Genomic DNA, 23,361 nt, shown 5'->3' with positions numbered 1-23,361 from the left:
CGGTGGCCCTCACGAGTTCGGGGCCACCGCCCCGGACACCCCGACCAGAAGCCGCTCGACCTGCGCGCCCCACCGCGAGGCGATCACCAGGTCGCGCGCCGGGTCCACCCACAGCAGGTGGTTGCCTCCGTTGCCGCGGGCGCAGCGGCCCGTGCGCGGGGCGTGCGGCCATACGGTGCCGTCGTCGTTGAGCCACCAGGACAGGCCGTACTCGGGCTTGACGCGGCAGGGCGTCCACAGCTCCTCGATCCAGCGCCGGGACACGACCTGACGACCGCCCCACCGCCCACCCCGCAGACAGAGCCGGCCCAGGCGGGCCAGATCCAGGGCGCTGATCCACAGGCCGCCGCCCCAGTGCGCGCCTCCGGAGACCACCGGCACCGCGGCGCCGTCGATCTCGACGACCGAGTTCGCGTAGCCGTGCCAGGACCAGCCGTCTAAGGCGCCGATCGGCGTCATGACGCGCTCGCGCAGCACGTCCGGCAGAGGGCGGCCGAACAGGACCGTGAGCGCCAGCGCCGTCAGGTTCACCCGCACGTCGTTGTAGGCCCAGCCGGCACCGGGCGGGCCCCCGGCCGACTCCGTGCCCTCACGGGTGCTCTGGGCGTCCACCCAGGTCGGCTTGGACCACAACTCGCCCTCCCACTGGCTGGTCTGGTCCAGCAGATGGCGCCATGCGATGGCGCGCCGTGCGTGGGAGGTGCGGAACTCCGGCAGGTCCACGGACACCGACACCGGCTCGTCCAGACGCAGCCGCCCGTCGTCGAACGCGACGCCCGCCACCAGCGACAGCACGCTCTTCGTGGCGCTGTACGCCATCTCCGCGCGCGTCGGGTCACCCCACGAGGCGAGCACCGCACCACGACGCACCACGACGCCGGCGGCCCCCTGCCCGTCGAGGAGCGGGCCGATGACCTCGCGGTGCGAGGCGTCCGACACCTGGTCGGCGAGATACGACGCCATGTCGTCGACACCCGCCACCGGCCGCCCCGCCTGCGCCCGCACGGCCCGCACGAGTGCCGCCTCGTCCACCCCCTCCCAGGGGTCGACGGTCCGTTCCCCGCCCTCCAGGACCGCTCCGTCGTGCCGCGATGTCACGGATTCCACGCCAAACCTCCACTAGTCAGCGGCACCGATCGCCGAGCGTCGACGGCAGTTTCCGTCGAACATGGTGGGGCATACAACAACAACTCCAACTCCTCTCACCCCACTGACACTTGAGGGAGTCCTTCCGCATGATCCGCGGCATCGATGTCAGCGCGTACCAGTCCTCGTCCTACGACACGGACGGCCTCTCCTTCGTCTTCATCAAGGCGACGGAGGGCCGCTCCTACATCAACCCCAAACTCACCGCCCAGACCAAACGGGCCCGCGACGCCGGCCTGGTCGTCGGCTTCTACCACTTCCTGTGGCCCGGCAACCTCTCGGCCCAGGCCGAGTACTTCGTCAGCAAGGCCCCCGAGAAGGCGGGCGACATCCTCGCGGTCGACTGGGAGACGACGAGCGAGGGAACGCACGCGAGCAACGCCGAGAAGGATCTCTTCATCCGGAAGGTGAAGGAGAAGCGGCCGAACAATCCGGTCATTCTGTACTGCAACCGGAACTACTGGCTCAATGTGGACACCACGTCCTACGCCGGCGACGGCCTCTGGATCGCCGACTACGTCACGGCGGGCAAGCCCCGCATCCAGGCGAAGTGGCGCTTCCACCAGTACACGGACAACCCGCTGGACAAGAACGTGGCCGACTTCTCCAGCAAGGCCGCGCTGCGGGAGTGGGCCGCGAACGCGTAGGTTCGCACGCCGGTGCGGCTCAGAGCCGTACGACGATCTTGCCCGTGTGCGTGTTGGACTCCATCAGGCGGTGTGCGTCGCGGATCGTGTCCAGGCCTTCGAAGACCTCGGCGATCACCGGGCGGAAACCGCCGTCAGTGAGGCCGGCGTTGAGGAAGGCCGTGGAGCGGCGGCGGCCGTCGGGTGTCGTGGTGAGGGTGAAGTTGGCGTACGTGTGGATGGTGAAGGGCCAGGTCCGGGGGATCTCGGCGGGCCGGGGGTCCAGCCAGCCGTAGACGACGAGGGTGCCGCCCTGCGCGAGCGCGTCGCCGAGATGGCGGAAGGCCGGGCCGCCGATCGCGTCGAAGACGACCTGGGCGCCGCGGCCGTCGGTGAGGCGTCGGGTCTCCTCGGCCACCGTCCGCATGCCGTCGCTCGCCTCTCCCGACACGATGACCTCGGCCGCTCCCGCATCCAGCAGGAGCCGCCGTTTCGCCTCCGTGCGCGTTGTCGCGAGGGGGATCGCACCGATACGGCGGGCGACCTGGATCGCCGCCGTGCCGACCCCGCTGGACGCGCCGGTGATCAGGACGTGGTCGCCGGGCCTGAGTCCGGCGGTCTCCAGCAGGGCGCCGTACGCCGTCGTGTACGTCAGCCAGGCCGCCGCCCCCGTCACCGCGTCCACCGACGCGGGGCGCTTCAGGACGGCGGTCTCGGGCAGTACGACCCGCTCGGCGTACACGCCCTGCGCACTCATCTCGATGCCCGGCCCGGTCAGCACCGGGTCGCCGACGGCGAGTTCGGTGACGCCGTCGCCGACGGCCTCGACGACTCCTGAGGCCTCGTAGCCGAGGCGGGAGGCGGGCAGGGCGGGCGGGTAGTAGTAAGTCCCGGCGCGGAACAGGGCTTCGGCGCGGTTGAGGCCCAACGCCTCGACCCGGACGGTGACTTGCCCGGGGCCCGGTGCGGGGACGGGCACGTCCTCGATCGCCAGTACCTCGGGTCCGCCGATTTCATGAAAGAGCACGGTGCGTGCGGTGGTGGGTGACATGGGGACGACGCTATGGGCGTGGCCCGAGACGATCCATGTCTGGCGGTCTCGGTTTCCTGTCCGTACGTCTCCCCTGCCGCCCCACCGGCTACCGTGCGGACATGGACGTACTCAGCGACGCCATCGCCGCCATGCGCACCGGCCGCCCGCACTCCGGGCGCCAGGACCTCTACGCGCCCTGGGGGATGCGCTTCCCGGCCTCGGACGGGACGGGGTTCCATGTGGTGCTCCAGGGGTCGGCATGGCTGATCCCCGCGGCGGGCGAGCCGGTGGCGATGGGGCCCGGCGACGTGGTGTTCCTGGCGCAGGGCCGGGAGTACGGGCTGGCCGGCGCTCTCGACGACGTACCGCCGACGGAACTACGGCCGCTGCCCGACGGCACGTGGCCCGAGACGACGTCCGCCGCGCCCGTGCGGTCGGGCCCGCGCACGGTGCTGCTGTGCGGCGCGTACATGCTGGACCGCTCCCGCGCGCACCCGCTCCTGTCCGAGCTGCCCGACGTCGTCCATCTCCCCACCCGCGTCGGCGCCCACCGCTCCCTGCGGACGGCGGTGGAACTGCTGGGCGCGGAGCTGGAGGAGCCGCAACCGGGCTCGGACACGATCGTCACCTCGCTCCTGGACACCCTGCTGCTGTACATCCTGCGCGCCTGGTGGCTGGGCGAGCGACAGGACTCCGGGCACCCCACGGGCTGGGCCGCCGCCCTGGCCGACCCGGCCGTCGCGGCGGCGCTGCGCTGCGTCCACGGTGACCCGGCCCATCCCTGGACGGTCGAGGAACTCGGCGCCCGCGCGGGCCTCTCCCGCGCCGCCTTCGCCCGCCGTTTCGCGGCGCTGGTGGGTGAGCCTCCGCTGACGTATCTGACCTGGTGGCGCATGACGACGGCGGGCCACCTGTTGCGTACCGACGACACTCCCCTGCGCACGATCGCCCAACGCACCGGCTACACCTCGGAGTTCGCTTTCGCCAAGGCCTTCAAGCGGGAGTACGGGGTGGCGCCGGGGCAGTACCGCAGGCAGGCTTCCTGAACACCGGACGGCGTACGGATCGTATGGATCGCACGGATCGGATCCGGACATGACGAAGGGGCGCCCGTCCGCCGCTCGGCGGGCCGGGCGCCCCTCCCCGCCACGTCACTTGCTCAGGAAGGCCCAGAACTCGTCGAACGACAGGAGCTTGTCGCCGTTCAGGTCGCGGCTCTTGATGATCGCCTCGGCGACCGCCTCGGTGACGTTCCAGTCGCCGCCCTGGGCCAGGGCGGCCTTGAACTCGGCGGCGGTGATGGTGCCGTCACCGTCCGCATCGATGCGCTCGAACTGCCTGCGTGCTTCCTCGATGTCGATGTGCGCCACCGATCCGCCCCTCTTCGTCGTACCTTGATGTCTTACTGACGGGGTCAGATTAACCGGCTGTACGAACGCACAGCGCGGCGACCACCCGGGCGAGGCCTCCCGGTGGGTGGAGACTCGACGAGTGCGAGGGTGGCGGCGGTGGCGGAGAGCTTGCGGGAGATCCTGGGCGCGGCGGCGCGGGGGGTCTTTCCGCCCGCCGACGGCCGTACGACCGTCGTGCCGCAGCCCTCTCCCCGGCACGCGGGCGTCCTCTCCTTCACCGCGCACTCCGTCGTCTTCACGGACGAGGACCCCGACTGGGTCCACGACACCCTGCGCGACGTCGACTGCGACGCGCTCACCGCGACGATGAACCCGCGGTTCCTGGCGGCCTTCGCGGAGCGGACGGGACGGTGGACCGAGACCGTCGACGCGATGCTGGTCGGCGCCCCGCTGCCGGGTGAGCCGCCGCTCGCGCTGAAGGAGGTCGAGGACGCCGGACATCCCCGGATCGTCTACGCCCGCGGGCGGCGCGACGACGTGCGCGCGTGGGTGGCGGAGGGTGGGGTGCTGGTGATGGGGCGCGGGATCGCCGGGCGGCTGGAGGTCTCGGTCGAGGTGGACGAGAACGTACGGCAGCGGGGGCTGGGGCGGCTGCTGGTGACCGCCGCGCGGCATCTGGTCACGGAGCCCCTGTGGGCGCAGGTCGCGCCGGGGAACGCCCGCAGCGTGCGGGCGTTCCAGGCGGCCGGTTACCGGCAGGTGGGCGCGGAGCTGCTGCTGCACGCCCGGTAGGCGTCAGTGCCGGGCATTCAGCGCCGGGCGCTCAGTGCCAGGCCCTCACTCAATGCCAGGCCTCGAAGTGCGGGTTGCTCTGGCAGCCGCTCATGATCTCGACCTTGGTCGTCTTGTTCACCGGGCAGACGCCGACGATGTACTTCCGGTCGATACCGCCGGGGAAGGCGACCTCGACCTGGTCGGCCCACTTGTGGGTGTCGCCGATGGTCTGGTTGACGTCGATGCCGCCGGGGGCGTCGATGTAGTAGTTCCAGCCCGACTTCCACCAGTTCTTGTACAGGTCGTGGTCGTACGTCGTGGACACGTACGGGGAGGGCTGGTTGACGAGGACGTACTGCTCCAGGTCGTACTGGCCGTTCACCGCGTCCTTGGGCTTGAAGCCCTCCTGGAAGACGATCTCCGGGCCGCGCCCGTCGGCCCGGTAGAGGGTGCCGCAGGTGGTGCGCCAGGCCGGGGCGGGGGTGATGCGGTCGACGTCGACGCGGCGGTCGACGGCGGCCTTGACCTTGTCGTCGTACTGGACGGGGCAGGCGGCCGGGGCGAGAGCGGGGGCCGCGGCCGGTGCGAGGACGGGGGCGGCCGCCTTGGCCACGGTCGCGGCTGCCGAGGCGGGGAGTTCGGCGACCGAGGTGCGGGTGGTCTCGGGAGCCGTGGCGGCCGTCGTCGCGAGGACGGCCGAGAGGGACAGGACGGCGGCAGCGGCCCGCCGCCGCAGGCGAGTTGTGATCATGGGAGTACCATCCCGGGCCCGCAGCGGTGGGGCGTGGAGCGTCACTCGTACGGCGGCGTGTCCGCTGACCGCCGGTCAACTGTCGGGCGGCTAGCGGAAGATGCCGGTGTGGCCCAGGGAGTAGCGGCCGGGCTGCGGGTAGACGGCAAGGCCGTGCGGGCCGCTGCCGACCGGGATGCGGGCGAGCTGCTTGCCGGTGCGGGTGTCGATGGCGTACACCTCGGCGTCGTAGCGGCCGGAGAGCCAGAGGACCTTGCCGTCGGCGGAGATGCCGCCCATGTCGGGGCTGCCGCCGTCCGGGAGGCGCCACTTCTTGGTGAGCTTGTTCTTCTTGAAGTCGAAGACGGAGACGCTGCCTTCGCCGCGGTTGGAGACGTACATCTCGCGTGAGTCGCGGCTGACGTAGAGGCCGTGGCAGCCCTTGCCGGTGCGCAGGAGGGTGGGCTCGGTGAACTTGTCGCCGTCCAGGACCCACATGCCGTCGGCGATCATGTCGGCGATGTAGAACCTCTTGCCGTCCGGGGAGATCTTCACGTCCTGGGGCATCGCGCCGTCGAAGGGGAGCTTCTGCCGGCCGACGACCTTCATCTTCTGGGTGTCGACCTTGAGCAGTTCGCCGCTGAACTCGCAGGAGACGATGAAGTACCGGCCGTCGAGGGAGAAGTCGGCGTGGTTGACGCCGTAGCAGGTGACCGGCTCGGTCTTGATCCGCTTCATGGTGTGGGGGTCGCGGAAGACGAGTTCGCGGTCGAGGGAGGCCATGACGACGGCGTGCTTGCCGTTGGGGGTGAAGTAGAGGTTGTAGGGGTCGTGGACCTCGACCGCCTTGCCCGCCTTGCCGGTCTTGGGGTCGATGGGGGTGAGGGTGTGGCCGCGGTTGTTGTTGACCCAGAGGGTCTTCATGTCCCAGGACGGGACGACGTGCTGGGGCTGGCGGCCGACGCGGATGGTCTCGATGATCTCGTACGTCTTCGGGTCGATGACGGAGACGGTGTCCGACTCGCTGTTGGGGACGTACACGCGGGACGGGAAGTCCTTGACGACCGGGGAGAGCTTGTTCGGGCGGTTGGCGGCGTAGATGTCCTTCGGGTCGAGGACGGGGGGCATGCCGGGGAGGCCGTCGATGGGCTTTGTCTTCTTCTGTGGGGCGGGGATGGCGGCCTGGGTGCCGGGTGATTCGGTGGCGGTGGGGGTTCTGTCCTTGGTGGGTTCTGTGCCGCAGGCGGCGAGGGTGAGGAGGCCGAGGCCGGCGAGGAGGGTGCGGTGAATGAAGTTCATCGGCGGTTCTTCCTTGCGGCGGGGGCGGTTGGGTCCGGGTGGGAGTCGGTCCAAGTCGGTCCAGGTCGATCTAGGTCACTGGACTATTTAATGAGGAATGCGTCGAAAAACGCATGATTCACCCGATGGGCCGTTCTTCCGGGTCGTCGTCCACCAGCGGTTTTCGCCCCCGCCGCCCCTACCCGTCCCGTCCCTGGGGGCTGCCGCCCCCAGACCCCCGCATCGGCCCCGAAAGGGCCTCGCCCTCAAACGCCGGACGGGCTGATATTGCCTGGGCCGGCGCCGAGACGGGGCCGTCGCTCGATGAGACGGACCCTGCGGGTGGGTGGGGCTCGGGGCGGCGGGAGCTCGACCTCACACGCCAGGCAGGCGGAACGCCGTGGCTGGTGCCGAGAAGTTGCCGTCACTCGACACAGCCAGCCCCAGCGGGGAGGTAGGGGACCGGGACGGCGCGAACTCGACGTCACCCACCGGACGGGCTCAAATGCCTAGGCCGGCGCGCAGAGGTTGCCGTCACTCAACGAAGACGCCCCCTGCGGGCGGGCGCAGGCTCGGGACGAGCGGACCCCGCCCTCACACGCCGGGCCGGCCGAAATACCGGGAACGGCGTCGAAAGGTGGCCGTCTCAGCGGTCGGCCACCCTCATTTCGAACCACGTCGTCTTGCCGCGCGGCAGCAGGTCCACGCCCCAGCGGTCGGCGAGTTTGTCCACCAGGAACAGGCCCCGGCCGCTGACGTCCATCTCCTGGACCGGCATCAGACACGGCAGGCCGCGCGAGGGGTCGCGGACCTCGATGCGGATCCAGCCTCGGCGGCGGCGCATGCGGAGGCCGAAGACGCGGGCGCCGGTGTGGCGGACGGCGTTGCCGACCAGTTCCGAGACGAGCAGGACCGCGTCCTCCGTCATTTTCGGGGTCAGGCCCCACTGGCGTAGGACCACCACCTGCGCCAGCCGTCGCGCCGTGGCCGCGGACTCGGGGCGGGACGGGAGCGGAACCTCCGCCTCCGTGGGATTGCCGAACAGTTCGAGCGCCTTCGAGGCAGCTTCGTCCTCGACCCCCGGCGACCAGCGCGCCGCAGTCGCACGGCCGTGTCCCCGCGGCTGTTCGATACCCTCCAGCCCCGCCATGCCCCCATCATGGCCGCCGACAGCGCCCTCCGGGGCCGTTCCCGCGGAATACACCCCCCGGAACTCATCATTCCGCACGGCCCCATCGGCATATGACGGTGGCAGTTCGGGGGCGCCTACAGCCCGTCCGACCTGCGATGACGGGTCTCCTGGAGGCAATCGACGGGCTCCCTCGACAAGACAGGCTTAAGGTTGCCTTAAGGCTGCCATAAACCGCCCCATCGAGGGACCCCGAATCAGACATCCCGTCAATTGCAAGTGATTCGGCCGAGTTTCAGACCGGGATGCCTACAGGAACTTCGCCTTGCCCGGGCCCTCCTCCACGAAGCTCCGCATCCCCCGCTCCCGGTCCTCCGTCGCGAACAGGCCCGCGAACCAGCCCCGTTCCACCGCGAGGCCCGTCTCGATGTCCGTCTCCAGGCCCGTGTCGATCGATTCCTTCGCCGCCCGCAGCGCGATCGCCGGGCCCTGCGCCAGCTTCGCCGCCCACGCGTGCGCCTCGGTGTAGACCTGGTCCGCCGCCACGACGCGGTCCACCAGGCCCAACTCCCGTGCCTCGTCCGCCTTCACCATACGGCCGGTGAAGATGAGGTCCTTCGCCTTCGACGGGCCGATCAGGCGGGACAGCCGCTGGGTGCCGCCCGCGCCCGGGATCAGGCCGAGCAGGATCTCCGGCTGGCCCAGCTTGGCGTTGTCCGCGGCGATCCGGTAGTCCGCGCACAGGGCCAACTCGCAGCCACCGCCGAGCGCGTAGCCCGTCACCGCCGCCACCACCGGCTTCGGGATCCGGGCCACCGCCGTGAACGACTCCTGCAGGGCCCGCGCGCGCAGGACCATCGCCGCGTGGTCCATGGCCTGCATCTCCTTGATGTCCGCGCCGGCCGCGAACACCTTCTCCCCGCCGTAGATCACCACGGCCCGTACGTCGTCACGCCGGCCCGCCTCCTCGGCGAGTTCCTTGAGCCTGTCCTGCGTGGCGACGTCCAGCGCGTTCATGGGCGGACGGTCGAGGCGCAGGGTACCGACACCTTCGGCGACTTCGAGATTCACGGTCATGCGAGCAGGTTAACGGGGACTAACGGCTGCGGTCCGGGTGCCGTGAGTCACATCCGGCCGGGGGTCTGGGGGTTGCCCCCCAGGCGGGCACAGCACGGGGACTAACGGCGGCGGCCCCGGTGCCGTCAATCACACCAGGGCCGCCACCGTCCGAAGGACCTACGCCTTCCACTTCTCCCACGACATGTTCCAGCCGTTCAGCCCGTTGCCCGGAGCCACGGTCGCGTCGTTGGAGTTCTTCACGACCACCACGTCGCCGATCATCGAGTGGTTGTAGAACCACGCGGCCGGTGTGCCGCCGTCGTACGCGCCCTTGACGTCGCGCAGGCCGACGCAGCCGTGGCTGACGTTGGTGTTGCCGAAGGCGCCGCCGGCCCAGTAGTTGCCGTGGATGAAGGTGCCGGAGTCGGTCAGGCGGATGGCGTGCGGGACGTCCTTGATGTCGTACTCGCCCTCGTAGCCGACCGTGTCGCCGTTCATACGGGTCTGGACGAACTTCTCGGTCATGACCATCTGGCCGTTCCAGGTCTCGTACCCGGGTGCGCCGGTCGTGACGGGGATGGTCTTGACGACCTTGCCGTCCTGCGTGACCTTCATCTTCTTGGTCTTCACGTCGACGACGGAGACCTGGTTGCGGCCGATGGTGAAGGAGACGGTCTTGGTCTGCTCGCCGTAGACGCCGGGGCGGCCCTCGACGCCGTCGAGGTTGAGGTCGACGGTGACCTTGGTGCCTTCCTTCCAGTACTTCCGGGGCCGGAAGTCGAGGCGGTCGTTGCCGAACCAGTGGCCCGCGACCTCGACGGCCGGCTCGGTCTTGATGCTGATCGCCTTCTCGACGTCCTCGGGGTTGGTGATGCCCCGGGTGAAGCGCAGCGAGAACGGCATTCCGACGCCGACCTTGGAGCCGTCCTCGGGGGTGAAGTTGCCGAGGAAGGTGTTCTTGGGGGTCAGGGTGGTGAAGTCGGCCTCCTTGGTCGCCTCCAGCCCCTCGGTGTCCTTGGCGACCGCGTGCACCGTGTACTTCGTGGCGGCGGCGAGGTGCGTGGACGGGGTCCACGTGGCGCCGTCGCCGGATATCTTCCCGGCTATCGCCCCGCCCTTGGCGTCCTTGACCTCGACGTCCGTCAGCTTGCCCTTGGCCGCGGTGACCTTCAACGCGCCGCTGGTCTCGACGGACTTCGCCCCGTCGCCCGGCGCTATGGTCACGACGGCCCGGGACTTCTCGGCCTCCGCGGTGCTGGAGTCCTTGCCCTTCCCGTCCCCGGCCCCCGATTGCGATCCACCGCCCCCACCGCACGCGGTGACGGCGAGCAGCAGCACACCTGCCAGTGCCGCCATCCCCTTGCGCCTGGGGCCACGCCCCCCGCGCGCGTCAACCGACGCCCCCGATATCGGCCGCACGTTCAAGTCCTTCTCCCCTCCCCGGGCCCAAGGCCCTCGCGGGCCTGGTCCGCCCGCTCCCCTGCGCGTCTGCGGGTCTGCCGCGCGCATCGGCGCATATTAACCACAAGGTCACGGGCGTAGACGCCGCGCGTTTGTCACCGTTCCGTTCCAACATCGACTGATAGCCGGTTGGTCGAGCAACTCACCCTCCTGTCCTGTTACTTCACCGCACTCCCTGCCTTCCACTCCTTCCAGCCCATATTCCACCCTCCGAGGCCATTGTCGGGAGCGACCTTTTTGTCGTTGCTGCGGACGACCTCGACGACGTCCCCGATCAGGCTGCGGTCGAAGAACCAGCCCGCGGGCGTCTCGGAGCTGCCGCCCTTCACGTCCCTGAGCCCCACGCACCCGTGGCTGACATTGGTCCGTCCGAAGGTGGTGGTGTCCGCCCAGTAGTTGCCGTGCAGGAAGGTGCCGGAGGCGGTGAGGCGCATGGCGTGCGGGACGTCCGGGATGTCGTACTCGCCCTTGCCGTTCTTCTTCTTGAAGCCGACCGTGGCGCCGTTCATCCGGGTGAGTTCGAGCATCTCGGTGACGACCATCTTGCCGTTGTAGGTGGTCATCTTCGGGGCGCCCGCCGTGATCGGCACGGTCGCGAGCAGTTCGCCGTCGCGCCGAACCTCCATGGTGTGTTTGGCCGCGTCGACGACGGAGACCTGGTGGCGGCCCACGGTGAACGAGAACGTCTTGTGCTGGAGCCCGTACACCCCGGGTGCTCCCTCCACGTCGCGCAGACGCAGCGCGACGGTGACCTGGGTGCCGGGTTTCCAGTGGTGCTGGGGGCGGAAGTCGAGGCGGGTTCCGCCGAACCAGTGCGGGCTGATCTCCACGGCCGGCTCGGCGGTGACCTGGATGGCGCGTTCGACGGCGGCTCGGTGCTCGATCTCCCGGTTGAACTCCAGGGAGACGATCATTCCGGTGCCGACGGTGGAGCGGTTCTCCGGGGTGACGTAGCCGATGAACCGTTCGTCGGGGACGTACGTGGTGAAGGTCGTGTGCCGTGCGCTGCGGCGCCCGTGGTCGTCGACGGCCACCGCGTCGATCGTGTACCGGGCGGCCAGCGCGAGCCCGGGATCGTCGGGCTCCCAGCGCCGGCCGTCCTCGGCGATGCGCCCAGGCACCGGGGTCTCCTGCGCGTCCTGGGACTTGACGACCTTCACCGACTCCAGCTGCCCGCTGGGCACGCGGACGACCAGCTTGTCGTCGGGGCGTACGCCCTTGGTGCGGTCCACCGGCTGGACCCGGATGACGTCCTCGGGGGCGGGCGGTTTGCCGTCCATCCGGTCGCCGTCCGAAGTACAGCCGGCCGCCCCGGCCAGCAGGCCGGCCCATGTCAGTACGGCGGCCAACACGGCCCCTGCGCGCCGTGCGCGCCCTTGTACGTGCCTCACGGAGACCCCAACGACCGTGGGGGTCCTGGGGAAACGTGAGTGCGAGCCATGCGGTGGGCAGAACATGTGGGAGGACTATGCGACGGGGAGCCGCGGCCAGGGACGACCGTGTGCTCTCCTTCCACATCGTGTGGTCCCTGAGCCGTGGGAGGCCGTAGGTGTCGAGCGCAGCCGAGCAGGAGGCGGTGGCCGCCGCGGTCGCCGCTGAGGAGGGGCGCCCGGCCGCCGTCGTGAACGGCGCGCGGCGCAAGGCCCCCGCGGTGCCCGTGTGGCCGGGCTCGCCCGTGCCGCTCGGCGCCCGTTTCCGGGTCGGCCCGGACGGGGTGGCGGGCACCAACTTCGCGCTGTGGGCGGGGGGCGCGGAAGCCGTCGAGCTGTGTCTCTTCGATGAGCAGGGGAAGGAGACGCGGGCCAAGCTCACCGAACTGACGCACGAGATCTGGCACGGGTTCGTGCCGGGGGTCATGCCGGGTCAGCGCTACGGCTATCGGGTGCACGGCCGCTGGGACCCGTGGACCGGCGGCCGCTGGAACCCGGCGAAGCTGCTGCTCGACCCGTACGCGCGCGCGGTGGACGGCGACTTCAGCCTGCCGCCCGAGGTGTACGGGCACGTCCGCGACTGGCCCCAGCAGCATGTCGCCGACACCGTCCGCGACGACCGGGACTCGGCGCCGTACGTCCCGAAGGGTGTGGTCGTCCACGACGACGTCCCCGAGGACGAGTGGATGGACGACCGGCGGCCGAAGACGCCGTGGGCCGATTCGGTGATCTACGAGGTGCATGTACGGGGGTTCACGAAGTTGCACCCCGGGATTCCGGAGGAGCTGCGGGGGACGTACGCCGGTCTCGCGCATCCGGCGGCGATCGAGCATCTGGTCAAGCTGGGCGTGACCGCCGTCGAGCTGCTCCCCGTCCACCAGTTCGCGCACGAGGACCATCTGCTGCGCAAGGGCCTGCGCAACTACTGGGGCTACAACTCCATCGGCTACTTCGCCCCGCACGCCGCGTACGCCGCCTCCGGTACGACCGGTCAGCAGGTCGGCGAGTTCAAGCGGATGGTGCACGCGCTGCACGCGGCCGGGATCGAGGTCATCCTCGACGTCGTCTACAACCACACGGCGGAGGCGGGCGAGCTGGGCCCGACGCTGTCGCTGAAGGGCATCGACAACCGGGGGTACTACCGGTTGCAGTCGGACGCGCGGCGGTACGCCGACTACACGGGCTGTGGGAACACCCTGCACGTCGTCCAGCCGCACGTGCTGCGGCTCATCACCGACTCGCTGCGGTACTGGGTGACGGAGATGGGGGTGGACGGCTTCCGCTTCGACCTGGCGGCGGCGCTGGCCCGCTCCATGCATGACGTCGACATGCTCTCGCCGTTCCTCGCCGTCATCGCGCAGGATCCGGTGCTGCGGCGGGTGAAGCTGATCGCCGAGCCGTGGGACGTGGGGTCGGGCGGGTATCAGGTGGGCGCCTTTCCGCCGCTGTGGACGGAGTGGAACGACCGGTACCGCAATGCCGTACGGGACTTCTGGCGGGGCGCGCTGCCGGACGTACGGGACCTGGGGTACCGGCTGTCGGGGTCCAGCGACCTGTACGCGTGGGGCGGGCGGCGGCCGTACGCGTCGGTGAACTTCGTGACCGCGCACGACGGTTTCACGCTGCGGGACCTGGTGTCCTACGAGCGCAAGCACAACGAGGCGAACGGCGAGGGCAACCGGGACGGCTCCGGCGACAACCGGGCCTGGAACTGCGGCGCCGAGGGCGAGACGGACGACGAGCGCGTACGGGCGCTTCGGCGGCGGCAGTTGCGGAACCTGCTGACGACGCTGTTGCTGTCGACGGGTGTGCCGATGCTGGTCGCGGGCGACGAGCTGGGGCGGACGCAGCGGGGAAACAACAACGCCTACTGCCAGGACAACGAGATCAGCTGGCTGGACTGGGGGCTGCTGGAGGAGCCGGGCTGGAAGGCGCTGTTCGACCTGACGTCCCGGCTGATCGAGCTGCGGCACCGGCATCCCGTGCTGCGCCGGCGGGCGTTCTTCTCGGGGCGGGCGCACTCGGCGGACGGGCTGCGGGACCTGGCCTGGTTCACCGCGCGGGGCACGGAGATGACGGAACGGGACTGGTACGCGCCCGCCGCCACGCTGGGCATGTACCTGTCCGGGCGGGACATCCCGGGCCGGGACGAACGCGGGGCACCGATACTCGACGACAGCTTCCTGGCCGTGCTGCACGCCGGGGACCGGCCGGTGAGCTTCGTGCTGCCGGGGCCGCCGTGGGCGGAGCGGTACGAGGTGGTCGTCGACACCTCGCGGGAGGAGCAGGGTCAGGCGCCGGGGGTGGAGCACCGGGCGGGGGCGGCGATCACGGTGCCGGCGCGGGCGGTGTTGCTGCTGCGGGTGCTCGACTGAGGGCGGTTCACTGAGGGCGGTTTACTGAGGGGGCGTTGCAGTCCCGTGAACTCCGTGCCGGATGCCTGGTCACAGGGCCCGGCCCGCTGATCGACTGACGCGCATGCCTGAGATATCCCGCCGTGCCTTCGGTGGTCTCGTCGGCGGTGGCGCCGTGACCGCCGTCGCCGGTACGGCCACCGCCGCCGAAGCCGCCGTCGCCGTGGAAGCCGCCCCCGCCGAGCGCCCCTTCAGGGCCCGCCCCGCCGCGTCCGGCAAGCGCCCCAATTTCCTCGTCATCCTCGGCGACGACCTCGGCTGGGCCGACCTGTCCTCGTACGGCGCCCCGCACATCAGGACCCCGAACCTGGACCGGCTGGCCCGGCAGGGGGTGCGGTTCACGAACGCGTACTCCGGCTCGGCGACCTGCTCGCCGACCCGGTTCAGCCTGTACACCGGGCGCTATCCGGGCCGTACCCCGGGCGGCCTCGCCGAGCCCATCGCCAACAAGGCGCAGGGGCTGGACCCGAACCACCCCACACTCGCCTCGCTGCTGAAGAAGGCGGGCTACGCCACCGCGCTCATCGGCAAGTGGCACTGCGGCTGGCTGCCCGACCACAGCCCCACCAAGTCGGGCTGGGACGAGTTCTTCGGCAACTTCGGCGGCGTCCTGGAGTACTACTCCAAGCTCGGCCAGCTCGGCACCTACGACCTCTACGAGGGCGACGCCGAGTACAAGGACCTGCGGTACTACACGACCGTGCTGACCGAGCGGGCCGTCGAGTACGTGAGCCGGGACCACGACGCGCCCTGGCTGCTCAACCTCAACTTCACCACCCCGCACTGGCCCTGGCTCGCGGAGGGCGACGAGGAGACCGGCGCCGAGATCGAGGCGAAGATCCGGGCCGCCAAGTCCCAGGCCGAGGTGAGCCGGGCGCTCAACCACTACGACGGCGGCTCGGTCGAGAAGTACGCGCAGATGGTGGAGAGTCTGGACGCGGCCGTCGGCGAGGTGCTGGACGCCCTGCGCCGGTCGGGGCAGGAGCGGAACACCGTCGTGCTGTTCGCCAGCGACAACGGCGGGGAGCGCTACTCCTACAACTGGCCGCTCAGTGGCGAGAAGTTCGTGCTGCTGGAGGGCGGCATCCGGGTGCCGTCGACCCTGCGCTGGCCCGCCCGCATCGACGGCCGGCAGGTCAGCGACGAGCCGGTCTTCTCCCCCGACTGGACGGCGACGCTGCTGGAACTGGGCGGTGCGCGGCCCGACCCGGCGTATCCGCTGGACGGCACCAGCCTCGCGGACTACCTGCTGCGCGGCGAGGAGCTGCCGGAGCGGGACCTGTTCTGGCGGGTGCGGGCCAACCGGGCCCTCAGGCGCGGCGACTGGAAGTACTACCGGGACGAGAAGGGCACCGACCACCTCTACGACCTCGGCGCCGACCAGCGTGAGCAGGCGGACCTTGCGCCCGACCGGCCGGAGCTGCTCGCGGAGCTCAGGACGTCCTGGGAGCGGATCGCCTCCGGTCTCCTGCCCTACCCGGGCTAGCCCTCTACACGGGCTAACCGAGGATCCCCCGCTCGTACGCCGTGGCCACCGCCGCAGCCCGGTCGTTGACGCCCAGCTTGGCGTACAGGTGGGTGAGGTGGGTCTTCACGGTGGCCTCGCTGATGAAGAGTTCGCGGGCGATCTCGCGGTTGGAGGTGCCCTTGGCGACGAGGGCCAGGACCTCTCGCTCGCGGGCGGAGAGGGGCTCGTTGCCGGGGGCCTTCGGGGTGCGGACGGCGGAGACCAGGCGGGAGGCGACGGCCGGGGAGAGGACCGTACGGCCCTCGGCGGCGGCCCGGACCGCGGTGAACAGCTCGTCGCGCGGGGCGTCCTTGAGGAGGTAGCCCGTCGCTCCCGCCTCGATGGCGGGGAGGGTGTCGGAGTCGGTGTCGTAGGTGGTCAGCACGAGGACCTTGGCGCGGGCGCCGGTGCGGGTGAGGTGGGCGATGGCCGCGACCCCGCCGCCGCCCGGCATGCGCAGGTCCATCAGGATCACGTCGGGGTCGAGGGCGGCGGCCCGCTCCAGGGCCTCCTCGCCGTTCGCCGCCTCGCCGAGCACGGCGAAGCCGGGCGCGGACTCGAACATGCCGCGCAGACCGTCCCGTACGACGGGATGGTCGTCGACGATCAACAGTGAGATGGACCCCTCGTCACCCATGGCGCACCAACGGTACGCGAGCCGACAGGGCCGTGCCGCGTCCCGGCTCGGACTCGACGGTGAGGCAGCCGGCGATGCGCTCGGCGCGGGCGCGCATGCCCGCGAGGCCGAAGCCGCCGGTGCGGCTGCGCTCGGGGACGGCGAGCAGGTCGAAGCCGCTGCCGTCGTCGCGGATGTCGAGGATCACCTCGTCGCCGAGGAAGGAGAGGGTGACGCCCACGCGGGTCGCGCGGGCGTGGCGGGAGGCGTTGGAGAGGGCCTCCTGGGCGATCCTCAGCAGCGTCGCGGAGACCTCGTCGTGGAGGTGCTCGGTGGTGCCGGTGACCGTGAACTCGGCGCGTACGCCGGTCCGTTCGGTCCATTCGGCGACCGTGCTCTTCAGGGCCTGGGGCAGCCCGTCGTGCTCCAGGGCCACGGGGGCGAGGTTGTGCACCGAGCGGCGGGCCTCGCCGAGGCTGTGGCGGGCCAGGGACGCGGCGCGGTCGAGGTGGATGCGGGCGGTGGGCAGGTCGGGGGCGTTCGCGACGACCTGGAGCTGGGCGATGATGCCGGTCAGGCCCTGGGCGAGGGTGTCGTGGATCTCGGCGGCGAGCCGCCGGCGCTCGTCGGCGACGCCCGCTTCCCTTGCCTGGACGAGGAGTTGGGCATGCAGGGCGGCGTTCTCGTCGAGCGCCTGCTGGAGCGCGGTGTTGGTGCGTTCGAGTTCGGCGATGGTCTCGGCGCGGGCGCGGGAGCGTTCCTCCTGTTGCGAGGTGAGGTGGCCGACCACCGTGAGCATCACGTTGTTGATCACCAGGAGCCCGGCGAACACCGCCCACTGCACCGGCTCGTGGAACGGCAGCCCGCCGGCCTGCGCACCCGAGACGGCGATCGAGCAGGCGAACGGGCCGATCCACCGCAGGTACCGGCCGGGCATCAGCTCCTCGGAGTCGAAGTAGCCGGTGACGGCGTAGAAGGCGAAGAACGGGTTCAGCCAGGTGAGCGCGAACCCGAGCGCCCAGCGCACGGCGTAGTACACCGTGCCGACGGCGGACGGGCCCGGGCGGCCGCGGCTCACCCGGCCCCACCCCAGCTGGAGTCCGAACCCCGCGGCGACCAGCGCCGCGACCGCGATCCGTTCCGCTGGGCTCGGCGTCAGTTCGGCGGTGGCGACCGCCAGCAGCGCGGCGACCGCGAGCAGTCCGTACGGACCCTTGCTCCGGATCAGCGCCCAGCGCCGCTCGATGTCGGTGTCCACCGCGGTCATGCCACCAGTCTGCACGGCCGACCGCCTACTCCCAGCGGAACCAGCGCGCGGCACCGGCCGTCAGCAGCACGACCCAGGCGGCGACGACGCCCAGGTGGGCCCAGCCCGGCCAGTCTCCGGCGGCGGCCTGGTTCAGCGCCTCCGAGGCCGCCCCGAAGGGCGTGTAACCGACGGCCTCGGCCAGCACGTCGGGCATGGTCTGCACCGGCATCCACACACCCGCGCAGAACATCGCCGGGAAGAACACCGCGGACCCGATGGCGCCGGCGATCTTCGTCGTCCGGGACAGCGCGGAGATCAGCGCGCCGAGCGAGAGCGCGGCCAGGACGGTCAGGAGGAGGGCGAGCAGGTAGCCGAAGGGCTGCTCGGGCAGCCGTACGTCGAAGGCGAGCCGGCCCACCACGAGGGCGAGCAGCGCGGACGTCAGGGCGGCGGCACCGTAGACCGCCATCTGGGCGGTCAGCAGGGCGGACGGGCGGACCGGAGTGGTGGACATCCGGCGCAGGATGCCGCGTTCGCGGTAGCCGGTGAGGGTCTGCGGCATCGCCTGGAGGCCGCTGACGATCAGACCGAGCAGCACCGCCACCGGGACGTACACGTCGATCGTCCGCAGCCCGCCGAGGTCGCTCTCGTGCTCGTGGAAGGCCGGGATGGAGCCGAGGATCACCAGCAGCAGGGTCGGGAACAGCAGGATCCAGAAGAGACTGCCGGGTTCGCGGCCGATCAGGCGGGTCTCGGTCCTCAGTACGGCGGTGTTCATGCCGCCTCCTCCTTGGTCAGGTCGAGGAACGCGTCGTCGAGGGTGGCGTCGCTGACGCGGAGCTGGTGGGCGGTGACGTGGCTGCGGGCGAGGAGGGTGATGACCGCGTTGACCGTCTCGTCGGTGCCGGAGAGGGTGATACGGCCGTCCTTGTGCGCCACGGAGGCGAGCGCGGGCAGCGCGTTCAGGTCACGGTCGTCCAGCGGGGCGGACGGGGTGAAGCTGATGACGGTGCCGCCCGCCGAGCGGCGGATCAGCCCGGCCGGGGTGTCCAGGGCGGCCATCCGCCCCTTGTCGATCACCGCGATCCGGTCGCACAGGCGCTGCGCCTCCTCCATGAAGTGCGTGACGAGCAGGACGGTGACGCCGTTCGCCCGGACGTCCTCCACGAGTTCCCAGGTGTCGCGGCGGGCGCGCGGGTCCAGGCCGGTGGTCAGCTCGTCCAGGACCACGATCCTGGGGTTGCCGATCAGGGCGAGCGCGATGAACAGGCGCTGCTTCTGGCCGCCGGACAGCTTGCCGAACCGGGTGGTCAGCTTGGCGGTCAGGCCGAGCCGCTCGGCCAGGGGCCGCCAGTCGGCGGGCTTCTCGTAGAGGGCGGCGTACAGCTCCAGGGCCTCGCGGACGGTGAGCTTGTCCTGGAGTTCGCTCTCCTGGAGTTGGGCGCCCAGGACGCGGGCCACGCGCGCGTGGTCGGCGACGGGGTCGAGGCCGGTGACGCGGACGCGGCCCGCGTCGGGGACGCGCAGGCCCTCGACGCACTCGACGGTGGTGGTCTTGCCGGCGCCGTTCGGGCCGAGGATGCCGAAGATCTCGCCCTCCGCGACGGTGAAGGAGACGCCGTCGACGACGGTCCGGCCGCCGTAGGACTTGCTCAGGTCGGTGACTTCTATGACGGACATGGCATCAGGGTCGCGGCCGGGCCGGGGCCGGCGCATCGGCCGTCGCGCTCGAAGCGGCATCGACCGATCGGTTGATGGCGCCCTACGACCGGACCGACGACCGCGCCCTCGCGGTTGTACGACCCCTCGAACACGCAGGTCGTAGGACCAGCGGCCGATCGCGGACCGGCCAAAACTCGGTGGGCAGTGTCAGTGGCGATCCGTAGGCTCGCGAGTGATGGTGACGACACGTGCAACCGCCGAGGACAGCCCCGACCGATCCGACCGTTCCGCCGTACGCACGTTGCTGCGACTGTGGCCGTATGTACGGCCCGTGCGGGTGCGGTTGTTCACCGCCGCCTTCGTGGCGATCGTCGCCTCCTGTCTGTCGCTGGTCATTCCGCTCGTCCTGAAATGGATGGTGGACGGACCCGTCACCGACCGGGATCCGGCCGGGGTGTGGCTCGGGGCGCTGTGTCTGCTGCTGCTCGGGTTCGCGGAGGCGCTGCTGTTCGGGCTGCGGCGGTGGCTGGTGGCGCGCCCGCTGGCGGGGGTCGAGGCGGCGATGCGGGCGGATCTGTACCGGCATCTGCAGCGGCTGCCGGTGGCGTTCCACGACCGGTGGGCGTCGGGGCAGTTGCTGTCGCGGGGCACGACCGATCTGATGCTGCTGCGCATGTTCCTCGCCTTTCCGCTGACGTTCCTGCTGGTCAACGGCGTGACCATCCTCGTCGGCGTGATCATCATGCTGCTCCAGGACTGGACGCTGGGGCTGGTGATCCTCATCCCGGCCGTGCCCGTGATGGTCACCTGCGTGGTCTTCGAGAAGCGGTACGCCACCGTGGCGCGCCGGGCGCAGGACCAGGTGGGCGACCTGACGACGGTCGTCGAGGAGAGCGTGCTCGGGATCCGGATCATCAAGGGGTTCGGCCGGCACCGCAGCCAGGCACGGGCGTTCAAGGAGCTGTCCGGGACGCTGCGCGGCACGGAACTGCGCAAGGCCCGCCTGCTGGCGACGATCTGGGGCGTCATCGTGACGCTGCCGGAGCTGGCCATCGGGGCGGCGCTGGTGCTGGGTGCGGTGCAGGTGGCGGACGGGGAGCTGTCGGCGGGCACGCTGGTGGCGTTCCTGTCGACGGCACTGGCGCTGCGGTGGCCCGTGGACTCGATCGGCTTCCTGCTGGCGATGAGCCAGGAGGCGGCGACGGCTACGGAGCGGTACTTCGAGGTCATGGACGCCGAGTCGGAAGGGCAGGAGATCTCGACGGCGAAGGCGGATCGTACGGACCTCGGACTCCGGTTCCACGACGTGCGGTTCCGCTACCCCGACGCCCCCGGCGACTCCCCTCCCGTCCTCGACCACATAGACCTCCACATACGCCCCGGTGAATCCATGGCCCTCGTCGGCGCGACGGGCAGCGGCAAGACGACCCTCACCGCCCTCGTCCCCCGGCTCCACGAGGTGACGTCCGGCCGCATCACTCTCGACGGCCAGGACATCTCCGCGATGCCCAGGAGAACGCTGCGCGAACTCGTCGCTGTCGCCTTCGAAGAGCCCACCCTCTTCTCGGCCAGCGTCGCCGACAACGTCCTCATGGGAACCGAAGACGGCGCCGGAGAGCCCGAGTTGGAGCGGGCGCTCGCCGTCGCGCAGGCGGACTTCGCGCACGCCCTGCCCCATGGCACCGGGACGCAGGTCGGCGAGCAGGGCCTGAGTCTCTCCGGCGGGCAGCGGCAGCGGCTGGCGCTCGCGCGTGCCGTCGTCGGCAGGCCCCGGTTCCTCGTGCTGGACGACCCCCTGTCCGCCCTCGACGTGCACACCGAGGCCGCGGTGGAGGCCGCCCTGCGGGACGTGTTGGCGGAGACCACCGCCCTGATCGTCGCCCACCGCCCGTCCACCGTGCTGCTCGCGGACCGGGTCGCCCTGCTCTCCGGCGGCCGTATCACCGCGGTCGGCACGCATCACGAACTGCTGCGCACGAACGCCGAGTACGCCCACCTGATGGCCGGGACCGAGGAGGCCGACCGATGACGGCGACCACCACCGCACCGGGCAAGGAACAACCGGCGGAGGAACCCGAATCCGCCAGGCCGGACGACCCCTTCGACCACGACGTCCTGCCCACTCCCCAGGGCGCCACCGCCGCCCTCCTGCGCTCGCTGCTCACCCCGATGAAGGCCCGCGTCGCCCTCACCACGCTCCTGCTGCTGCTCCAGCAGGCGGCCGTGCAGGCGGGCCCGCTGCTGGTGGCGTACGCCATCGACACGGCCGTGCCGGCGTTCCGGCGCGACGACCTCGGGCCGCTGGTCGCCGTCGCCGTCGGCTATCTGCTGTGCGCGCTCGCCTCCGGCGCGCTGCAGTACGCGTTCATCCTGGCCTCCGCCCGCGTCAACCAGGACGTGCTGCTCGACCTGCGCGGCCGTATCTTCCGCCATGCCCAGGCCCTGAGCGTCGACTTCCACGAGCGCTACACCTCGGGACGGCTCATCTCCCGCTCCACCACGGACGTGGAGTCCCTGCGCGAACTGCTCGACGAGGGCCTGCAGGAACTCGTCACCGTCATCCTGTCCTTCGTCTACATCTCGGCGATGCTGCTGTGGCTGGACCTCGGGCTTGGCGCGGTCGCCGTGGCCTCGCTCGTGCCGCTGTATCTCCTGGTGCGGCGGTACCGGCGGCGCGCGGGGCGTGTGTACACCGTGCGCTCCACCGCGATCGCCGCCGTGATCGTCAAGTTCGTCGAGACGATGAACGGCATCCGCCCGGTGCGCGCCTTCCGCCGCGAGGCCGCCAACGACGCCGACTTCCGGGTCCTCAACACCCGGCACGAGCGGACGAACGGCGACGCGCTGCTGGAGATGGCCCGTTACGTCGTCGGCTCACGGCTCGTCGCCAACACGGCCGTCGCGGGGATCGTACTGTGGGGCGCCTACCGGGTCGCGGGCGGGACGCTGGCCCTCGGCGTGCTGGCGGCCGCCGTGCTCTACCTGCGCCGCCTGTACGACCCGATCGACCGGCTCGGCATGTTCCTCAACTCGTACCAGTCGGCGGCCGCCTCCCTGGAGAAGATCGCCGGGCTGCTGGCCCAGACACCGTCCGTGCCCGAGCCGCACACGCCCCGCCGGCTCCCCGAACCGGAGTCGGAGCACCCCGGCCGCGAGGTCGTCTTCGACGGCGTCCGGTTCGGCTACCGCACCGGCGGCGAGGTGCTGCCCCGCTTCGACCTGACGATCCCGGTCGGCCAGACGATCGCGGTCGTCGGCTCGACGGGCGCGGGCAAGTCGACGCTGGCCAAGCTGCTCGCCCGCTTCTACGACCCTTCCGACGGCAAGGTCCTCCTCGACGGCGTCGACCTGCGCGAGCTGCCCGTGCCCGAACTGCGGCGCGGGGTGGTCATGGTGACGCAGGAGGCGTTCCTGTTCTCCGGCACGGTCGCCGAGAACATCGCCATCGGCCGGCCCGATGCCACACGCGAGGAGATCGAGCAGGCCGCGAAGGCCATCGGCGCGCACGACTTCATCGGCTCGCTGCCCGACGGCTACGACACCGACGTACGCAAGCGCGGCGGCCGTATCTCCGCCGGCCAGCGCCAACTGGTCGCGTTCGCCCGGGCGTTGCTCGCCGACCCGGCCGTGCTGATCCTCGACGAGGCGACCAGCTCCCTCGACATCCCCGGCGAACGGGCGGTGCAGCGCGCGATGTCGACGGTCCTGCACGGCCGTACGGCCGTCGTGATCGCCCATCGCCTCTCCACGGTCGAGATCGCCGACCGGGTACTGGTCATGGAGCACGGCCGGATCGTCGAGGACGGCACACCGGCCGAACTCATCGCCGGGACGGGCAGGTTCGCGGATCTGCACCGGGCGTGGCGGGACAGTCTGGCGTAGTGGCACGGGAGAT

Annotated in this window: 20 protein-coding genes; 7 read left to right on the top strand and 13 right to left on the bottom strand. The window is 71.0% G+C overall.

The features are described from left to right. Positions 1–9: 9 nt before the first annotated feature. Positions 10–1,107, bottom strand: a complete 1,098-nt coding sequence (locus ACIA8X_RS19970; protein ID WP_399458786.1) for a serine hydrolase domain-containing protein — start codon at positions 1,105–1,107, stop codon at positions 10–12. A gap of 128 nt (positions 1,108–1,235) precedes the next feature. Here ACIA8X_RS19970 and ACIA8X_RS19965 point away from each other — a divergent pair, with 128 nt between their 5' ends. Further along, positions 1,236–1,793 carry a glycoside hydrolase family 25 protein gene (locus ACIA8X_RS19965; protein WP_393451009.1) on the top strand — a complete coding sequence of 186 codons (558 nt, stop codon included), beginning with the start codon at positions 1,236–1,238 and terminating at the stop codon, positions 1,791–1,793. A gap of 19 nt (positions 1,794–1,812) precedes the next feature. On the opposite strand, the gene ACIA8X_RS19960 is transcribed toward ACIA8X_RS19965, so the two are convergent. Then, a complete protein-coding gene (locus tag ACIA8X_RS19960; RefSeq protein WP_399458785.1) occupies positions 1,813–2,823 on the bottom strand; it encodes a zinc-dependent alcohol dehydrogenase family protein in 1,011 nt (336 codons plus the stop codon). A gap of 101 nt (positions 2,824–2,924) precedes the next feature. On the opposite strand from ACIA8X_RS19960, the gene ACIA8X_RS19955 reads away from it, so the two are divergent. Further along, positions 2,925–3,851 (top strand): AraC family transcriptional regulator, encoded by a 927-nt coding sequence (locus ACIA8X_RS19955; protein ID WP_393451015.1) that lies wholly within the window; start codon positions 2,925–2,927, stop codon positions 3,849–3,851. A gap of 105 nt (positions 3,852–3,956) precedes the next feature. On the opposite strand, the gene ACIA8X_RS19950 is transcribed toward ACIA8X_RS19955, so the two are convergent. After that, the gene (locus ACIA8X_RS19950) at positions 3,957–4,175 is read right to left on the bottom strand and encodes an EF-hand domain-containing protein (RefSeq protein ID WP_093911903.1); all 219 of its coding nucleotides are present in this window, start codon (positions 4,173–4,175) and stop codon (positions 3,957–3,959) included. Positions 4,176–4,313: 138 nt separating this feature from the next. Here ACIA8X_RS19950 and ACIA8X_RS19945 point away from each other — a divergent pair, with 138 nt between their 5' ends. Then, positions 4,314–4,949: a GNAT family N-acetyltransferase gene (locus ACIA8X_RS19945; protein ID WP_393451018.1), complete on the top strand. Its 636-nt coding sequence runs from the start codon at positions 4,314–4,316 to the stop codon at positions 4,947–4,949. Positions 4,950–4,998: 49 nt separating this feature from the next. On the opposite strand, the gene ACIA8X_RS19940 is transcribed toward ACIA8X_RS19945, so the two are convergent. The 6 genes from ACIA8X_RS19940 to ACIA8X_RS19915 form a co-directional block, all read right to left on the bottom strand. Then, a complete protein-coding gene (locus tag ACIA8X_RS19940) occupies positions 4,999–5,682 on the bottom strand; it encodes an ADP-ribosyltransferase (RefSeq protein WP_393451021.1) in 684 nt (227 codons plus the stop codon). 90 nt (positions 5,683–5,772) lie between these two features. Then, the gene (locus ACIA8X_RS19935; RefSeq protein ID WP_399458784.1) at positions 5,773–6,960 is read right to left on the bottom strand and encodes a YncE family protein; all 1,188 of its coding nucleotides are present in this window, start codon (positions 6,958–6,960) and stop codon (positions 5,773–5,775) included. A gap of 625 nt (positions 6,961–7,585) precedes the next feature. Continuing rightward, entirely contained in the window at positions 7,586–8,089 is a 504-nt protein-coding gene (locus ACIA8X_RS19930) for an ATP-binding protein (RefSeq protein ID WP_393451027.1), read from the bottom strand. Between the two features lie 288 nt (positions 8,090–8,377). After that, the gene (locus ACIA8X_RS19925) at positions 8,378–9,145 is read right to left on the bottom strand and encodes an enoyl-CoA hydratase/isomerase family protein (protein ID WP_393451030.1); all 768 of its coding nucleotides are present in this window, start codon (positions 9,143–9,145) and stop codon (positions 8,378–8,380) included. Between the two features lie 159 nt (positions 9,146–9,304). Then, positions 9,305–10,552, bottom strand: coding sequence for an Ig-like domain-containing protein (locus ACIA8X_RS19920; RefSeq protein ID WP_399458783.1), 1,248 nt, complete (start codon positions 10,550–10,552; stop codon positions 9,305–9,307). A 194-nt stretch (positions 10,553–10,746) separates the two neighbouring features. Beyond that, entirely contained in the window at positions 10,747–11,979 is a 1,233-nt protein-coding gene (locus ACIA8X_RS19915; RefSeq protein ID WP_399458782.1) for an Ig-like domain-containing protein, read from the bottom strand. Positions 11,980–12,137: 158 nt separating this feature from the next. Between ACIA8X_RS19915 and glgX the strand changes: the two genes are divergently transcribed. Then, complete coding sequence (gene glgX, locus ACIA8X_RS19910; RefSeq protein WP_393451039.1) at positions 12,138–14,393, top strand: glycogen debranching protein GlgX; 2,256 nt, start codon at positions 12,138–12,140, stop codon at positions 14,391–14,393. A 103-nt stretch (positions 14,394–14,496) separates the two neighbouring features. Beyond that, a complete protein-coding gene (locus tag ACIA8X_RS19905; RefSeq protein WP_399458781.1) occupies positions 14,497–15,918 on the top strand; it encodes a sulfatase in 1,422 nt (473 codons plus the stop codon). Positions 15,919–15,931: 13 nt separating this feature from the next. Here the strand turns inward: ACIA8X_RS19905 and ACIA8X_RS19900 are convergent, their stop codons facing one another. The 4 genes from ACIA8X_RS19900 to ACIA8X_RS19885 are packed head-to-tail and all read right to left on the bottom strand — an operon-like array spanning position 15,932 to position 19,484. Further along, complete coding sequence (locus ACIA8X_RS19900) at positions 15,932–16,576, bottom strand: response regulator (RefSeq protein WP_399458780.1); 645 nt, start codon at positions 16,574–16,576, stop codon at positions 15,932–15,934. Beyond that, positions 16,569–17,822 (bottom strand): sensor histidine kinase, encoded by a 1,254-nt coding sequence (locus ACIA8X_RS19895; RefSeq protein ID WP_399458779.1) that lies wholly within the window; start codon positions 17,820–17,822, stop codon positions 16,569–16,571. Before ACIA8X_RS19895 ends, ACIA8X_RS19900 begins: the two co-directional genes overlap by 8 nt. Before the next feature lie 25 nt (positions 17,823–17,847). Further along, positions 17,848–18,582 (bottom strand): ABC transporter permease, encoded by a 735-nt coding sequence (locus ACIA8X_RS19890; RefSeq protein ID WP_399458778.1) that lies wholly within the window; start codon positions 18,580–18,582, stop codon positions 17,848–17,850. Next, a complete protein-coding gene (locus ACIA8X_RS19885) occupies positions 18,579–19,484 on the bottom strand; it encodes an ABC transporter ATP-binding protein (protein WP_393451054.1) in 906 nt (301 codons plus the stop codon). Before ACIA8X_RS19885 ends, ACIA8X_RS19890 begins: the two co-directional genes overlap by 4 nt. A gap of 217 nt (positions 19,485–19,701) precedes the next feature. Here ACIA8X_RS19885 and ACIA8X_RS19880 point away from each other — a divergent pair, with 217 nt between their 5' ends. Then, positions 19,702–21,495: an ABC transporter ATP-binding protein gene (locus tag ACIA8X_RS19880; RefSeq protein WP_393451057.1), complete on the top strand. Its 1,794-nt coding sequence runs from the start codon at positions 19,702–19,704 to the stop codon at positions 21,493–21,495. After that, positions 21,492–23,348: an ABC transporter ATP-binding protein gene (locus ACIA8X_RS19875; RefSeq protein ID WP_399458777.1), complete on the top strand. Its 1,857-nt coding sequence runs from the start codon at positions 21,492–21,494 to the stop codon at positions 23,346–23,348. Before ACIA8X_RS19880 ends, ACIA8X_RS19875 begins: the two co-directional genes overlap by 4 nt. The last annotated feature ends 13 nt before the right edge of the window (positions 23,349–23,361 follow it).

It is taken from the genome of Streptomyces sp. NPDC051738 (assembly GCF_044453205.1).
Classification (GTDB): domain Bacteria; phylum Actinomycetota; class Actinomycetes; order Streptomycetales; family Streptomycetaceae; genus Streptomyces.
The sequence above is the reverse complement of the archived record's forward strand: the minus strand, read 5'-3'. Positions and strand labels throughout refer to the sequence as shown.

Excerpts from the sequence above, each read along its gene's own strand:
- ACIA8X_RS19965 (WP_393451009.1), top strand. The coding sequence starts at position 1,236 with ATGATCCGCGGCATCGATGTCAGCGCGTACCAGTCCTCGTCCTACGAC.
- ACIA8X_RS19960 (WP_399458785.1), bottom strand. The coding sequence starts at position 2,823 with ATGTCACCCACCACCGCACGCACCGTGCTCTTTCATGAAATCGGCGGA.
- ACIA8X_RS19955 (WP_393451015.1), top strand. The coding sequence starts at position 2,925 with ATGGACGTACTCAGCGACGCCATCGCCGCCATGCGCACCGGCCGCCCG.
- ACIA8X_RS19940 (WP_393451021.1), bottom strand. The coding sequence starts at position 5,682 with ATGATCACAACTCGCCTGCGGCGGCGGGCCGCTGCCGCCGTCCTGTCC.
- ACIA8X_RS19935 (WP_399458784.1), bottom strand. The coding sequence starts at position 6,960 with ATGAACTTCATTCACCGCACCCTCCTCGCCGGCCTCGGCCTCCTCACC.
- ACIA8X_RS19930 (WP_393451027.1), bottom strand. The coding sequence starts at position 8,089 with ATGGCGGGGCTGGAGGGTATCGAACAGCCGCGGGGACACGGCCGTGCG.
- ACIA8X_RS19925 (WP_393451030.1), bottom strand. The coding sequence starts at position 9,145 with ATGACCGTGAATCTCGAAGTCGCCGAAGGTGTCGGTACCCTGCGCCTC.
- ACIA8X_RS19905 (WP_399458781.1), top strand. The coding sequence starts at position 14,497 with ATGCCTGAGATATCCCGCCGTGCCTTCGGTGGTCTCGTCGGCGGTGGC.
- ACIA8X_RS19900 (WP_399458780.1), bottom strand. The coding sequence starts at position 16,576 with ATGGGTGACGAGGGGTCCATCTCACTGTTGATCGTCGACGACCATCCC.
- ACIA8X_RS19895 (WP_399458779.1), bottom strand. The coding sequence starts at position 17,822 with ATGACCGCGGTGGACACCGACATCGAGCGGCGCTGGGCGCTGATCCGG.
- ACIA8X_RS19890 (WP_399458778.1), bottom strand. The coding sequence starts at position 18,582 with ATGAACACCGCCGTACTGAGGACCGAGACCCGCCTGATCGGCCGCGAA.
- ACIA8X_RS19885 (WP_393451054.1), bottom strand. The coding sequence starts at position 19,484 with ATGTCCGTCATAGAAGTCACCGACCTGAGCAAGTCCTACGGCGGCCGG.
- ACIA8X_RS19880 (WP_393451057.1), top strand. The coding sequence starts at position 19,702 with ATGGTGACGACACGTGCAACCGCCGAGGACAGCCCCGACCGATCCGAC.
- ACIA8X_RS19875 (WP_399458777.1), top strand. The coding sequence starts at position 21,492 with ATGACGGCGACCACCACCGCACCGGGCAAGGAACAACCGGCGGAGGAA.